Below are 15,927 nucleotides of genomic sequence, written 5' to 3' on the forward strand. Positions count from 1 at the left end.
AAAAATATTAGGTGTGTTTGCGGAGAATCAGAATTAAATTACTGAATTACGGGATTATCCGCAACAAAGGTATGAAATTATCTTGTTAGCCCGTTCTCTTCGAAAGATTATCTGTGCTTTCGCGTTTTGCCGTAGAAGCACATGAAGTAGATTCCGATGAGAATGAATGGAATGCTGAGCCATTGTCCCATGTTCAATGCCATGCCGTCTTCAAAGTCCACCTGGTTCTCTTTCAAGAATTCGATGAAGAAGCGGAAAGTGAATATTTCCGTCAGGCAGAGTCCGAAGAAGAAACTGCGATGGTAGTAGGGTGATGAGGTTCTTTGTTTCTTTTGTCCTAGCTTGTATAGGTACGCCATTCCGAGGAAGAAGATGAAATAGGCGATTGCTTCATAAAGTTGTGCCGGATGCCGGGGTAGCATATCGACACGCTCGAAGACGAAAGCCCAGGGGACGTCAGTCGGTTTACCGATGATTTCAGAGTTCATCAGATTGGCCAGGCGGATGCAGCATGCGGTGATGGGAGTGGCTACGGCTATCATATCCAGTACATCCATGTAGTGTAACTTTGTCTTGCGGCAATAGAGCCAGAGGGCGATGATCAGTCCCAGAGTACCTCCATGGCTGGCAAGTCCTCTGTAGCCAATCCATTGCCACTCTCCGTTTGGCAGGAACTTGACGGGGAGTATCATTTCCCAAAGGTGATTCAGAAAATATTCCGGTTGATAGAACAGGCAGTGCCCTAACCTTGCTCCAAGGGTAATGCCTATGACACAATAAAAGAAAAGGGGAGAGAATTTCTCGTCACTGATTTTCCGGTCCCGGTATTCGCGCTGTACAATGATGCAGGCAAGTAAAATTCCGATACCCCATAGCAGGCCATAGTAACGCAGGGGGAGATGGCCGAAGAGATTGAACAATTCAGGTTCTGGATTCCAGTTGATGGAGAGGAGTGGTAGCATACGAATATTCTTTAAAGTTGCTGAAGTCGGTGTTTCTGTGACAAAGGTACGAAATTATCTCGTTTACTCATCCTTTTTCGAATTTCTTTGCCACCATCCTATACGTCGGTACCTCAACGCCTTGTTCTTCTGCAGCCGCAATCATGTCGAAAAGCAAGCCTTGTATTTCACTCTGGTGTCCTTTGGCCATATCTTTCTGCATGGAGGCGGTGCTTTCGGGGGCGAGTTTGTCTATTACTTTGAGGTTATACTCTACTATATCCTCCTTGAATTCTATACCCAATTTCCTGCCCAAAGCTGCGCTCTCTTGTGACAGTCCGATAAAGGTGTCGCGTACCTCGCCGGGTTTCTGCACTTCGCCCATGGGTACGTCATAATAGGCTCCGGTGACTGCCATGGCGGAGATAAACGACCATTTGACGAATGTATCCCGTTTGATGTCGTCGGAGATTTCGGCTTTGATGCCGCTTTCCTGCAAATCACGCTGTACGGTTTCCAATGTTTCACGGGAAACAATGGTGTTGCGGTGTGCTCCATAGACGAGCCGGAAGATCTTTCCCATCTGCGTGATTTCTCCCCGTCCGGATACGAAGCCTACGATGTAGATGCAGCCGTCGAGTACCGTAACGCCGGGTACCAAACGCTGAATACGGGGACCGGTTCCGTAAACATTCAAGATGGGGATGACCACTGTACGTTCGTGTGAGGCACGCTTGATTAGTTCCGTAATGGAATCTACGGAATAGCCTTTGACGCAGACGAAGATGACGTCGGCCTGGTAGTCCGTAGATGCGGAGGCAAGGGTAGTGTATTCTTCTGCCGTATAGGCGGGTATCTTCAGTGTATGTTCGCCTTTCAAATCGGAGTGCAGTTGCAATCCGTTTCCTCGTATGGCGGCAAGGTGTTCGCCGCGGGCAATGCAAGTGACCTCTTTGCCGGATAATGAAAGAAAGGCGGCGATGCTTCCGCCTACGCCGCCGGTACCTGCGATGAGGTATTTTAAATTACTGTTTACCATCTGTAGTGAATATCATTACACATTGAAGCGGAAGTGCATAATGTCCCCATCCTGCACCACATATTCCTTACCTTCCACACCCAGCTTTCCCGCTTCGCGTACGGCGGCTTCGCTGCCATACTTGATATAGTCTTCATACTTGATGACCTCTGCCCGGATGAATCCCTTTTCAAAATCCGTATGGATGACACCGGCGCATTGCGGAGCCTTCCATCCCTTGCGGTAGGTCCATGCCTTTACTTCCATCTCTCCGGCAGTGATGAAGGTTTCAAGGTTCAGCAGGCTGTAGATAGCCTTGATTAGGCGGTTGCAGCCGCTTTCTTTCAGTCCCAGGTCTTCGAGGAACATCTGCTTTTCCTCGTATGTCTCCAGTTCGGCAATGTCGGCTTCGGTCTGTGCGGAGATGATGATAAGTTCGGCATCCTCGCCCTTGATGGCTTCGCGCACCTGCTCCACGTACTGGTTGCCACCGGCGGCGCTGACGTCATCTACGTTGCAGACGTAAAGCACGGGCTTGGTAGTAAGCAGGAACATCTGCTTGGCACATTGTTCCTCATCGTCGTTCTGCGGGATGACGGTGCGGGCGCTTTGTCCTTGTTCCAGGGCATCCTTGTAGCGGAGCAAGAGTTCATACTCTATCTTTGCCGCCTTGTCACCGCCTACTTTGGCAATCTTCTCTACGCGCTTGATGCGGTTTTCCACTGTATCGAGGTCTTTCAGTTGCAACTCGGTGTCGATGATTTCTTTGTCGCGCACGGGGTTCACTGAGCCGTCCACATGGACGATATTACCATTGTCGAAGCAGCGCAGTACGTGGATGATGGCATCACATTCACGGATATTGCCCAGGAACTGGTTGCCGAGTCCCTCACCTTTGCTGGCACCTTTTACCAGTCCGGCAATGTCAACAATGTCGCACACGGCGGGTACGATACGTCCCGGGTGAACCAATTCGGCGAGTTTCGTCAGTCGTTCGTCGGGTACGGACACTTGCCCCATCTGGGCGTCGATTGTACAGAACGGGAAGTTTGCCGCTTGTGCCTTTGCGCTGCTCAAGCAGTTGAAAAGAGTGGATTTTCCTACGTTGGGAAGGCCCACTATACCAGCTTTTAATGCCATAGTGTTATCTTGTTTTTTAGTTATTGTTCAGTTAATTGGATGCAAAGATAGTGCAAACCGGAGGTAGAATAAAATGAACTCGTTCATTTTTTATGCTGAGGTGCGTCCTATCTTCGCTTTTTTAAGCAAAAAAAATGCTTACCGGGCAAACTTACGGAAAAATGCTTGATTTTGTCAGTGCACCGTTCCCTCAATCTTTACTTTTCGATGCATGCTAAAAGCCAGTTACCGATTGGCAACTGGCTACATTTTAGGTGGATTATAATCTGCATCATAACCCATGGATTATATGAAATCTTTGATATTTAAGCCTTTTGCAGATTATACTGTAGTTCACGAGAACTCATAGTCCTATATATTATTACTTTTCCTGCAAAGTGCAGATACTAACCCTGTTCCAGTCCGGTTCAGAAAACATATCCCCTATACCTTGCCCCTCCGCAGTAATGCGTGAAGCGGCTATACGGTATTTTTTCGTAAGGACGGATTTGACAGACTCGGCGCGCGCACGGGCAATTCTCTCATTCACCTCAATACTTCCTTCCGGTGAGGAATATCCCTTGATGACAACCTTGGATTCAGGATGTCTGTTCATGTAGGAAGCTATCCGTTCCACATTGGGTAACTGTGAAGCGTCAATCTTGGAACTACCCTGACGGAAAGTGACAATAGACTCCAATGTCTTGGCTTTTTCAACGATAGTTTCAATGATTGGTTTCTTGTTTTGACATTCGCTCAACTGCTTCTGTAGCATGTCCGCCCGATTGGAGGCATCCTCAATTTGTTTCCGGCTGTTTGAAAGTTGACTACGCAGATTGTTGATGTCGGTATTCAGGCGATCTACTTCTGCCTGATCATACTCCTTTGCATAGGTGAAATGGTGTCTGCCGGAGTTTCCCTTCAGATAATAGGTAATCCCCGCGAGTAGTTCAACGTGTGCATTGTTGGTATTGAAACGGCTCTTGTGCCGGTTGAAGTCACCTTCCATATCGTATACCAATGAAGGCTTCAGGCTGATCGCCCATGCTTTTTCCTTCCCGATGTTGAAGTTAAAATCCATTCCCAACCGTGTACCCCAGGAGTTGGCATCTCCCGTGCCATTGACATAGCTATGAAGCCAGCCTATTCCGGCTACAGCCTCCATTTCGAATGTCCGGGGTGTTCCGGGATAACCACCGAAAAGGTTCATTATGTTGAACTTGCTTAAAAGTTCAATATTCGAAGCGTCAAAAGCCGTCTTGCTACTACTTGTATTGATATATCCCATGGCTGAAGTCCCCAAGCTCAAAACCGGTGTTATCCGTTTTGACAGCTCAACACCCACAGCGGGACGGGAATTTTTCCAGAAGGCACTGTGTGTCAAAGGAGTGGTCACTCCACCTTTGATTCCGACAGACCAGTTGTCCGTAAACTTTGTTCCTTTCAATAAAGTCTGTCCATTTACGGTCAGGGCAGACACTCCAAACATACATAAAATTAAAATGTTCTTTTTCATAATTTCTGTTTTTAATTAAACATAAGGGAATTATCCCATATTATCAGTATATTTATTCGTTTAGAAAATAGGGACAGGATATCAATCAAATTTATGACAATTGTAAATGTTTAGGTATAAATATTTTTGTTTTCTTGCATTCTAGACAAAGAGATAACGGAACAAGGTACAGGTCTCTTTGTTTTCCAGAATATTCTTGTCTTTCAATTTTTCATACAACTGTTCTACTGACTTGACTCCCATACCGGACATTGTACGCAGGGCATCAAATCCATTGTATTTTATAAATCGCAAAAGATCTTCAAGAAGGTAAATATTGTATTTTCTAAGTGCTCGCAAAACTCGGAAGTTTATTCCCAATTTTCCCAACGGGGTAACCAACAAGTCCACATACTCTGATGGAATATCCTGATCCCTGACAGCTATTATCACATTCCTGAAATTCTGTCTGGAAATGTCTTGAGGACTTAGCAGAAGTGACTTGTAATTTCTACATCTGACATATGCGTTAGCCAGTTCCCGCTTCCATTCGGAATAAGATTTCCATTCCGAATAGACCTCCCGGATTCCTTTCTTATACATATATGCCAAATTTCTGGGAGCGATACCTGTTCTTCTGGAAACGGTTTGGGCGTCACTCCCTGTCAGGAGGGAGTAAAAAACATCCCGTACCCGGACGTCCTTTATCACTTCCGACATTTCTTTGATGATTTCCTTGTATACAGGAATGCAGATTGTAGGCAGTTCCAGAAAGGCGCCACCTGTTTTCTGACTATGCAAATCATTTTTTGAATATTCCATAATTCTCCCGTCGTAATGTAATTAAAAAATCCGTTTATTTTTTACTTTTTTCTCTCAACAGGGTGGGAGGCATCCCATACATTCTCCTGCAGTATGCAGTAAGATGGGAAGGTGAGCTGAAATCGAACTCTCTGGCTATTTGTTGAAAGGAAAGTTCCGGGTCACAAATCATTTCTAAGACTCGTTCCGCTTTTTTCTTCTGCATCCATTTATAGGGACTTTCTCCAAAACAGGAATGAAACTTCCGACTGAAAGAACGCTCTGAAACATAATATAAATCGGCAAATTCTTTAACTGAGTTCACTTTTTTATAATTCTCCAAAACAAACTTTTCAAAATGTTGTCTGATACTGGTTGATGTGGAGAAAAAAGCAGCCAACTCTTTTTTTGTATAAAACCCTTTTAGCACAAGCAGTATTTCCTGTTGTTTCAATAAATGCATATGCTTGCAAAGCAGTCCAGCCTCCAAATACGTACCAATAGAATCCAGCACTTTCATCAGATTTTTCCTAATGGGAAGAATGAGATCATCCGCTTCCATATCCTTGTCAGAAACAGGAAGCGAACCCAAAAACAGCTTGTCACATACACTTACATTCCTGTCCCAAAATAAAAGAATGCACTTCGATTCCATTGTGGATTGCATCCGGATTTCTACATTTTGAGGTATAAATATCATTTGTCCTTGCATAATTCGCAAACCCTCATATTCTCCTGAATTAACACAAACCTCGCCTTCAATCATAAAAAGGCTGCATGATGACTTGCTGTTGTTAATCTGATACATGTCATCCTTTTTCAATTGATGATAAGCAAATCCCATATCTGGATTCATTTGGTAGTTCAGACAGGATAAATGTTCATTTAGATATAGTAATTTCATGTTTTTTTAATAATAACAAACTGGAATAGCACTTGTTTTATATAAAAAAGACATTAAATTGCATAAAAAAGACATAATTAATCTATGTACATTTAATGCATAACAAACGCTTTGGATATAATTGGGGATAAATAATCAAAGCAGTTCTTTTGTTTTTTATCCCATTATACAAGATGCTATTGAAGTATAATACAATTAATAATGCACGAATAACTCTTTCAACGCTATTCATGTATTGAACAGGGACTATGATATATGGGAAGGATACAGGATAACAACAATGGAATAACTTATTGACCAAGCTGTATATAGCAGGTGTGTCAAAATAAAGATTTAGAACACAAATAACACAAATTACCCCCCTTGCTTTTTAATGACTACTGATAATCAGCGATTATCAGATTCGCTTTTTTTGCGTAATTTGTGTAATTTGCGTTCTTTTATCAGTTTTGACACACCTCCCATTGTCTATTTGGGAAGATATTTTGTATAATCATCCGTCACTTCAGAATCAACCACTGGACGTATAGAGTAAGTCATGGCACGCCTGTAAAGTGTGCTATTATTGGACTCTGAAGTCCAACCGCCCCATGAACCCAGTGAATTGAGCAGATAACGCCCTGCATGTGCATTACCATTTGCCTGTGAAACAGCAAATATACATGATTTGCTACCAGAGTTACCGTTCATAAAAGAACCATCATAAATACTTCCGGGCAGAGGTGTTATCAAACCGTCTGAAGAACTGCTACCTTTATAATATGCATATCTTAAAGTAACAGATTCGTCCTGAGACATGATCCGAAATCCGTACGGGGAAGGGTCAAACACGGTCTTTCCCCCCACAGCCTGGGGATTACTGCCGTTATCGACAGGCTTGTTCCAAGGATATAAAAACACCCACCGTGCCTTGAAATAACTTACATTAGCATGGGGGAACAGTTCGTACTGCCAGAAACTTTGATGAGACACAATCGTATTTGGATTCTCAATGGAAGCTTTCATTGTCAAAGTTCCTCCCGCTGCCTGCAAGGCATTCTGCCTACCATAATCGGCTCGATCTCCTTTCTGATTTTTAATAAAATCAAATCGTCTGCCATCACCGTCATAAAAAGGTACATTCACATATACATCATATGAAGGGAAAGGGTCTTTTCTTCCCCACTGGTATTGCATGCCGAATTCACGATAAGCATCCCCGCTATAGGAAGACTTGGGCTCTTCGTATGCTCCTAAAAGATGTGACATCAGTTTGACTTGTACCGCTCCATCTCCTCCGGTCCTATTAAGTGTCTTTACCGTAGGATATTCGTCCACAATCCAGATATGCCAGCTCCAAAGAGTCTGTCTCCGTTCCAGCTTTCCACTGCGTAATTCTATCAACACATTGCCTGCCATATCTCCGGCCTGCAAATAAATATAAGAATTCGGTCCGGTTCCGCCCAGTTCTTTCAAGACCTCCAGACCTGCTCTTTGGATAGGGGTATCTCCGCTTTTATTTATATCTGTCCATACGATATTGACCGTCCAGTCGTCGTCATCATCCAGCCTGTTAAGCATGAACTCCTCTTTGTCTCCCGGCAAAAGTTGCTCCGCGTCACCGGTAAAGTCCGCATCATGATCCAATAGTTTCTTATAATAATCATATGCCGTATTTACACGGGAAACAGGAATCAGTATTCCTTGTTTAGAACCTTTCTTCACCATATATGTATTCGCTTCAGGCTGCATGATACCGGAAATCAGCTGAATGGTGAACTCTCTTGCAGGAAACAGCCCTGTTGGTGAATAAATCTTGAACTTCGCTTTACCCGAAAAAAGTTTTGGATCAGTCAGATCATCCACCGGCGTAAAGGGCACAGGAGTACCTGAAAGGCTCGGATTCCGATCATGGAAATCTGCAAACGTTGGTATTACCGCACCTTGCCCATTGTCGGCTTCTGCAGAGAGCATCTCTATAACGTATTCGCTATTCGCTTTTACATAGTATTCCTTCTGCCGACCGTCCATTACATATATTCCCTGAGCCTCTTCCAGCAAAGTATGGGACATGTTCCGGCCATAGTAAGGAATCGCATTGTATTCTTTCTGCAGCAGACTAAGTTTTGCCGATGCACTTTTGCCTGTAGCCATATGTGTAATGCTGCAGGTGTAAGCTGTATTGAAATTATCAAAATACTCCTCATTATCCGTAATATCAGGGGCGGTCACAGTATATTTCCATACTCCTCCGGCAAGTTGGTCCACTTTTTCAATATTAAACCTGTTAAGGGATTCTGCATGGAACTGGGGTTCCAGATTATGTGGCTCTGTCTTTACATAGAATGTAACCTTAGCACCCGCTTCTTCGGCCGTAAGCTGTTTGCCATTATCAATGACCACCTTATCGCCCTGTCCATAATTCTCGCCATACTGGCTGATCTCTATAAACTCCAAAGGCTGGCTGCAAGCTTCATCTGCAAAAATCTGCAAAGTAACATTCATATCCTTTGACTGCTCAAAACTAAGGAACCATTTCATACGTCCTGCCTCCACATAGGCGGTTTTCAATTCATTCTGGGCATCCTCCTGTTTTTCCGGCCATGTACGGTCCGCATCCACTTGTTCCGAGACCGTAAAGGTGACAATCTGCTCGTCAGTCGGAGCTGTCTTGCCCGGATCTGCAGGAGCCACGGAATAAGTGATCCATGCAGGCAGACCTTTCACCGTGAATCCCTCGGGCCAGGAGGTCTGTATTTTCGCTGTCAGGCTTCCTCCCTCCCTATAGAAAGTAAATTGGTCATTGCTGACCCCCAACATATATTGTCCGTCATACTGAACGTTGGACATGGTAGACTCGTTCCATACTACGACATTATACATGATATTGGCAGCGGGGCCTTTTTTTGCATCCTCTTCCGTTTCGAATCCGGGACCGCCCACTTCCGTGACATTCACCAAATAACGATGATTACGCAACAAGGGCAGATACTCATATGTAGCGGATGCCTCGGTACCTGTACGTTTTAAATAGTCTATCCGGAAGAAAGTCTCCTTGTCAGGACGATTCTTGTCAGCACCGGTAAGTCCGACCACAATATACGGGCGTTTCAAATAATTTTCCATATCCTGTTCCGGAAGGGTTTCGCCATTGGCTCCTTGTGTGGCTTTTGTAGGAGTATTGACGGCTTCCGGAACATACACCTCACGCAGAAGTATCTTCTCTTCCGCTATGGAGGATGTCCTGTCGATCTTTCCTGTCACCGTTGGGGCAGGAGCGGGGATGGAAGGCTGTTTCGCTTTTCTTCCTGCCTCATCCCAAACTGCTTCATCCTCGAAAGGAGCGACCCGCCCTTCTGTATTGGTATTATAAAAATAAACCTTGGTCAGTTTGATACCTTCAATGCCCTTGGCCTTTTCGTCGAACACGGCAGCCCCTTCGGACGTACTGCTCAGGTTGAGCCCCACGTCCACACGCGCCACGGCACGGATCATATAGATGGTGCCGAGCGTCGGGACGGCACCGGAATTGTGGTCGACCGTAATCGCTGCGGAACTACCCCACATCGGAAGGTCTCCATTGTTCCAAATCCCGTCTTCAGGCATGTCATAAGTGAAAAGTTCCATGACCTCTTCCTTTGTTTTTCCGGCCAAAGCGTCCGCGACTGTCGCTTCTGACCGGCTGACATTTGCAAGCATTACAAAAGTGCTGGTATTATCCGAAGGGGTATTCTTCGCCAAAAGGGTTATTTTCCCCTTGCTCTTGTGGTCATCAGGGTCAGTGGAGGGGGTAAAGGATGTCACCTTGGCCTCATATGAGAACTTTTTGTCCTTATCAAATACAAGCACTCTAATCCTGTCCATATCCATGCTGTTCTCACCCTCCGGAGTAAGGGAACGGGTGAGGGGATTACGAAGTCCTAAACCTTCAAATGACAGGCTGACAGGTATCCATTTGCCGTCAGACGGCATTTCCACCCCGTTTCTTCTAAATTCATCAAAAGGGTCACTGCACCCCTGTATAAGGGGTATCCCGATAATTGTCGCCAGAAAAGCGAATATCAAAGTATAGTGTCTGAATTTCATATGCTTTATTCTTAAAACTATTTTCCTGATGTTATTGATAATGATGTCCCGCTACCAGGGAATGTCCACATTGACATCCTCCCAATTGTCCACGACAATGTCAAATTTTATATTGTCAGGTCCTTTCAGTGTGGAGAAGATCCGGTAAACGGTATTGCGGCGGATATTGTGATACGCATTGTCCGACCGGTCAAGATCCGGATTATAAAGTGGAATCTCATATGTCTTGTCAGGCTCATCAATAGGATAATGAACTGACAGTGACAATGTCAATGCTTCGCTGCTGTACTCCCCGGGAGCCACATAGATATACTTTGGGTAGACTCCTGTATAAGGAAGCAGCCTCTTCTTACATCTGGCTATGAAAGATGGGGAGCCCTCCTCATTGGCCCCATCGTGGAAACTTTCCCTTTCCGGCAATAACGGAGAAGCAACACCGTTCGGAAGGTTGTCTGCATATCTGGCTCCCCTGATATCAGGATTGCCGTTACCGGTAGCGGTGTATTCCCCGGCAGAAGGCAGCAGGGAATAACCGGTGGATTCGTTTTTTAGAGTGAGTTTGGTAACTCTGGACAATGGCAGCAACGGTGAAAGATACTCACCACTCTCATCAGCGGTCGTGAGAATGAACTCGATACGTGCATGTACACGTTCCAGAAGGACATTGGGAGAAAGGGGAACCCTGCCATTTCCCGGAATATTTTCCGGTACACGCACATTACATTGACCAATCATGGGAAGATATTTACGGCTCTCACCCTTCAGCTCGTCAGAAGTAAAAATCCCGGTTGCCTCCGTCAGTCTTGCCGGATCGGGAATGACGTGATCATCCCTGATTGTTTTCAAACCGGATTCGCAATTTACCAGCAACACAAAATTATACTCACCGGCCATCAATTCCAGATCCAGAGCAATATCGGAAAGCTGTGTGTTATCGGACTCCCTCACCTCAAAACGGTCAATGCCGGTTATGCCGTCAAGCGGATTTACCGTACCTTGGGGATGATAAAATATGGTTTTCACCGGAGTGCCCTCGCCGTGTTTGTAGGCGAATAGGAGAATATGTCTGATTGTTTTTTCATATTCCTCAGCACCGATATAATCCTCTTTCCATTCCTCGGACGCACGCATGCCGCCTCTTACCGCCCGGGTAACTCCGCTGTTGCTTATTTCCGCCACGATACGGATAGGGATAGCAGAGTCAGATCTGCCGTATTCTTCCTCATTAGGCGCCGAACATCCTGCCAGTTGTATTATCGCTATACAAGTAGCCATTAACAGTCTTGTCACAGTTCTGTTCTTCATCATCTGTTGTTTTTACGAAATATTATAACTCTATTTTTAAGTCAGGGGATAACAAGTGCTTTTATCCACACCGTGCTATATCAGTTTTCAAGATCTACAGGACGGTAAACTACATTCCAGTCCAAAACGGTTGCCTGTGTCAGCACCCATGTTCCTTTCTCATATTTAAGTTTCAGAGTAATGGGAAAATCATGGTCACATTCCAGGCTGTAGGGAGGCTCGCCCGAATCTTCCCGAAACATGATGATATCCTCTACCAGATTGGCCCGATAGAGAAGCTTTCCGGTTGTCCTGTTGATAACAGACAGGAGCGCATTCCTGCCTTCATCCAATTTCATCAGCGTAAAATCGGCCTTTAAACGCCCTTCCTTGTCATGTGTAGCTACAGCCGTATACTCAAAACGCTCGCAAGGGACAATTTGCCCTTCAAAGTCATAAACGCCGTTGTCGTCCTCTATCTTCACGATGAAATCCTCATCATTCGGAAACGGGGCGGATATGGACTCGACGGTAAGATGTATTCGGTATGTCAGTTCGTGCATGCTGATGGGCACCCGCTCGTAAACGCTTCCCGAGTCCTCCGGACTGTCCAGCCATGCGGAGGCAAGTCCCACATAAAGAGCTCCGGGAGCTGAAGAAATGCGTTTGTTTTCCAGTTGCAGCGAGACCAGCATCTCCTGCTTGGTGGTGACACCTTTCTCAAAAGCAGTGAAGTCATAGGCGGAAAGGTCGTTGCCGCCCCAAGCCACAAATGTGAGTTTGCCTGAATAGCTGAATGTAGCGGACAGGAAATAATCCGCCGAAAGAACGGCTTTCATATCGGAGAATTCGCCCACCAGTACATTTCTGTCATCAAAGGCAAATACCCGGACTTGTCTGATTTCTGACGGATAACTGGGAAATTGTTCGCAAGGGGTCTGCCTGTAGAATTGGAAATTGACACCTTGCGGACAATCGCTCAAGTCATCAAATACGGATAAATTACATCCCATAAGACAGCAGACCAGTAACACGAACAACGTGGCAGGGTATATGCATTTGATTCTCATTTGGTATAGTTTATATTTTTTTACATTAAAAGTTTGGTATCGGTATTATTCCATTTTATGATAGGGAGAGGGAGGGAAAATCCCCCTCCCTACAGTCATGCCAATAATTGCAACAAAACTTGTTTTGTCAAGACGTCAATCAAGAACGACTTCACGTGAGACGAGGTTCCATTGGAGGACTTTGGCTTCAACACGCATGTATGTTTCTTCTTTTTCAATGTCCGGATTGTCCGGATTCTCAGGTTCCGTAGGATCTGTCGGTTTGGGCAGGTTCGGGTCATTGGGGTCGGAAGAATCCCATGGCATTCCCAATCCCTGGAATGCTTTGACAGTCAACATATAAGTATTATTACGACGGGCATCGGCATTCACGACGGTCTTTTCCGTATCATCTGTCTGACGATTCCACAAGGCACGGTAGGCACATTTTCCATCAGTATATGTATAGGCTTTCTGATTCGGGGCCAGTTGGCTTTTTTCTGCTGCCTCCTTGGATGCATAGATAAGACCGTCATTTTCACCGCGGAAGAATGTCTCTCCTTGAACACCCGGTTTGCTGACCAGCTTATCATTCTCCCAATGCCATACTTCCTTAGGAGTATATGTTGCATATACTTTGGCATAGGCCAAACGGTAGAAACCGTAATCTTTATTCTGGGATGTGAATTCATTCTTGTCCACAGAATTCTCTAAGAAATAAATACCTCTTCCTCCTTTTGCGGCATCGGTACTTGCTGCGACAGAAATTGCTTTATAATTTCCAAGATCATCGTTTGTCTTGTTATCAGATGCTGATGCAAGATTTCCCAAACGAATTAAATATTCTTTTGCTCGACCTGAAGGGTCTTGAGCATTTTGGAAATCGGCATAATCATCAATAGCTGATTTGAAATCCTTATAAAGACCGTCGGCTACTGTTATCGTGCGTTCTCCGGCTTTATTACGGAAAAGGTAAGTTTTTGCCGCACCGTTGACAGCTGCATAGGTGATGTTGTCAATATCTACCTTGCCTTTACCATCGGCAGTCTCAGCGTTCAGGGTGGTGGCTTTGGCTACCAGACCTTGTGACACTACACGCTCCACGTCAAATGAAAAAACATTGTCACTCTCACCTGTACCATTTTTGACCGTTGTCTCGTCAATACCGTCTGTTATGTCCTTCTGTTCGACTTTTGAAGTCATTACAAACTTGGCATCTGTAGAAAGAGCCGCAATATCATCCATAGCAGAGGCCGTGCTACCATACACAAATGTGGATGCCGTGGCAATATTTGAGACAATATTTCCTTTGTTGAATAAGAGAGCCATGGATTGGCTTCCGGAAGTTGTTTGCCATGGGGAAACCTTGAAAGTGCCGGAATTGGCCCCTGTTTCCCAGAATTTATTTTCCCCTTCACTTGTAGCGAAGTCCCAGCTTTTGAGTGTTCCTGTAGCAAGGAGATCCAATGTTGCAAGTTTGGATTCTTCTTCTCTCCCCTCATAATCTTCCTGTGAGTCATTTACCGCCCGTGTGGCATTGTCTTTCATGGCGGAAATATACATTCCCGCAAATGTCGTCCCTTCAGTTGGTTTGTCCATTGAAGGAACGTCCTCATTGTTACAAGCTGTCACGCCTAAACTTAAGGCTGCAACTCCTGCTAAAAATAAATTGTTTACTTTCATAACTTTAATTATTAATAAATGTTTGGTAAATAAATAATTTAATTATTTGGGTATATGAGTTATATCTTTACTTATCGTTGTTTCCGTTCTGGAAATCCTTGGCACGTTCATCTCCCAGATTCCAGGCCTCTTTCAACAATTCTTCCGCTTTCTGCCAATCTCCTTTCATGTCATAGGCAACAGCCATGGGATAAACGGAACGACTGTCACTTTTTACTGTTTCCAATATCTGCAAAGCCCTGTCCGCATCCTTTTCATATTTTAAAAGGGCACTGGCATAATTGAGTGCCGCCAAAGGATCAAGTGCAAACTGTTCATAGGCTTTCCTGTATACACCCACAGGACTTTTTCCGCATTTGACATTTTGTTGCGCCAACTTGTACATTTCATACTGGCTCAGACACCCGGGAACAGTGGCAAACACCTCCTCCAATTCTTCATCCGTATAGGGACGCACATCAAACTTCATACGGAAAGTGGTACGGCGCAGGGCAGGATAAACCGTTGCAAGCAATTCCGCATAGACTGTTCCCCCCCCCAGAGAGCGGATGGTCGCTTCCCGTTCCACGTCAGTATCATATTTCTGAATCGCAGACAATATTTCATCCTTGTATGCCATGGAAGACGCTTTTATGGCATCCGTTAGCCCCTGCCAGTCTTCACCGGCTCCCTCGGCCTCGTATACAGGAGCTTTCTTGAGCTGGGGATACTTGCTCAATATGTGATAGGAAAGCGTATGGGTACGACGTTCCGCCAAATGTTTATTGTAGATAAAACCACCTTCCGGAGAGGCGTATCCGGTAATATGTATCTCATGGAGCTTGGCTCCTTTGATCTGAAGCCCTTTGGATATAAATTTGTCCAAACGGGTCAGTTCTTCCCTGTTCTCTCCAAAATCAGGGAGCAGCTCGTGTCCGGCAGATTTGAAAGTGACTTTGCAATCAAATTCTTCCTCATAACATTTTATTTCCACCTTTTCAGGAGTATAAAAAATGTATTCATAATCTGCAGGACCGAAAAGTTTCAGTTCTGCCACCGGTATATCAGATTCATTTATGCCTTTGCCACATTCTGCACATCCGTATATCTCTTCACGGAGAGAGAGATGTCCCGACGCCATCCAGCGTTCAAAAGGTATTGTTTCTTGAAAGGAAGTCCCGGACTTCTTAAAGCTGCCGAATTTGTAAACTTTCTCTACGGAAGGTAATGTTCCCATGTCACCGTCAAGATGTTTTTTGCGCATAACAGCTCTGTATCTTTTCTTTCCGGATATACACAAGGGAGCGAATTCCCTCTTTATCTTACCGTCAAAGGAAACCAGAGAAGGATAAACATAGACAATCTCCTGAGAACCTAGCCGGAGCGTGGAAGCCACATCAAAAGAGACTGTCAGCGTTTCCCCGCCACCGCTACGTTCAGTCTTCATGTTTGTATATTCCAAACGCAGAACATTGCTCTTAAGGGATTTGTCTTTCGCTTGACCCGGCTGGGATATACAACAAGCACATCCCAGAACAGATAGAATTCTCACATAATATAATATTGGTTTCATTGATTATTTTTTTATG

11 protein-coding genes are annotated in these 15,927 nt (G+C 44.9%); all 11 read right to left on the minus strand.

Annotated elements, in window-relative coordinates; all coding sequences use genetic code 11:
• Nucleotides 1–107 precede the first annotated feature (107 nt).
• The 11 genes from lgt to HMPREF9446_RS02310 all read right to left on the minus strand — a co-directional run bounded on the left by lgt (nucleotide 108) and on the right by HMPREF9446_RS02310 (nucleotide 15,911).
• Nucleotides 108–962 carry a prolipoprotein diacylglyceryl transferase gene (lgt, locus tag HMPREF9446_RS02260; protein ID WP_009123766.1) on the minus strand — a complete coding sequence of 285 codons (855 nt, stop codon included), beginning with the start codon at nucleotides 960–962 and terminating at the stop codon, nucleotides 108–110.
• Between the two features lie 67 nt (nucleotides 963–1,029).
• Nucleotides 1,030–1,980 (minus strand): ketopantoate reductase family protein, encoded by a 951-nt coding sequence (locus tag HMPREF9446_RS02265; protein WP_009123767.1) that lies wholly within the window; start codon nucleotides 1,978–1,980, stop codon nucleotides 1,030–1,032.
• Between the two features lie 15 nt (nucleotides 1,981–1,995).
• Nucleotides 1,996–3,099 (minus strand): redox-regulated ATPase YchF, encoded by a 1,104-nt coding sequence (ychF, locus tag HMPREF9446_RS02270; RefSeq protein ID WP_005833927.1) that lies wholly within the window; start codon nucleotides 3,097–3,099, stop codon nucleotides 1,996–1,998.
• A 361-nt stretch (nucleotides 3,100–3,460) separates the two neighbouring features.
• Nucleotides 3,461–4,594: an OmpA family protein gene (locus HMPREF9446_RS02275; protein ID WP_009123768.1), complete on the minus strand. Its 1,134-nt coding sequence runs from the start codon at nucleotides 4,592–4,594 to the stop codon at nucleotides 3,461–3,463.
• A gap of 141 nt (nucleotides 4,595–4,735) precedes the next feature.
• On the minus strand, nucleotides 4,736–5,395 hold the full coding sequence (locus HMPREF9446_RS02280; protein WP_009123769.1) for a hypothetical protein: 660 nt from the start codon (nucleotides 5,393–5,395) through the stop codon (nucleotides 4,736–4,738).
• 34 nt (nucleotides 5,396–5,429) lie between these two features.
• Nucleotides 5,430–6,278, minus strand: coding sequence for a helix-turn-helix domain-containing protein (locus HMPREF9446_RS02285; protein ID WP_039968290.1), 849 nt, complete (start codon nucleotides 6,276–6,278; stop codon nucleotides 5,430–5,432).
• Nucleotides 6,279–6,746: 468 nt separating this feature from the next.
• Nucleotides 6,747–10,343 (minus strand): FimB/Mfa2 family fimbrial subunit, encoded by a 3,597-nt coding sequence (locus HMPREF9446_RS02290; RefSeq protein ID WP_009123771.1) that lies wholly within the window; start codon nucleotides 10,341–10,343, stop codon nucleotides 6,747–6,749.
• A 51-nt stretch (nucleotides 10,344–10,394) separates the two neighbouring features.
• The gene (locus HMPREF9446_RS02295; RefSeq protein WP_009123772.1) at nucleotides 10,395–11,651 is read right to left on the minus strand and encodes a hypothetical protein; all 1,257 of its coding nucleotides are present in this window, start codon (nucleotides 11,649–11,651) and stop codon (nucleotides 10,395–10,397) included.
• Between the two features lie 77 nt (nucleotides 11,652–11,728).
• Nucleotides 11,729–12,697, minus strand: a complete 969-nt coding sequence (locus HMPREF9446_RS02300; protein ID WP_039968291.1) for a FimB/Mfa2 family fimbrial subunit — start codon at nucleotides 12,695–12,697, stop codon at nucleotides 11,729–11,731.
• Between the two features lie 135 nt (nucleotides 12,698–12,832).
• Nucleotides 12,833–14,359 carry an Mfa1 family fimbria major subunit gene (locus HMPREF9446_RS02305; RefSeq protein WP_009123774.1) on the minus strand — a complete coding sequence of 509 codons (1,527 nt, stop codon included), beginning with the start codon at nucleotides 14,357–14,359 and terminating at the stop codon, nucleotides 12,833–12,835.
• 67 nt (nucleotides 14,360–14,426) lie between these two features.
• On the minus strand, nucleotides 14,427–15,911 hold the full coding sequence (locus HMPREF9446_RS02310) for a DUF3868 domain-containing protein (RefSeq protein WP_009123775.1): 1,485 nt from the start codon (nucleotides 15,909–15,911) through the stop codon (nucleotides 14,427–14,429).
• Nucleotides 15,912–15,927 lie beyond the last annotated feature (16 nt).

Source organism: Bacteroides fluxus YIT 12057 (assembly GCF_000195635.1).
Lineage (GTDB): Bacteria > Bacteroidota > Bacteroidia > Bacteroidales > Bacteroidaceae > Bacteroides > Bacteroides fluxus.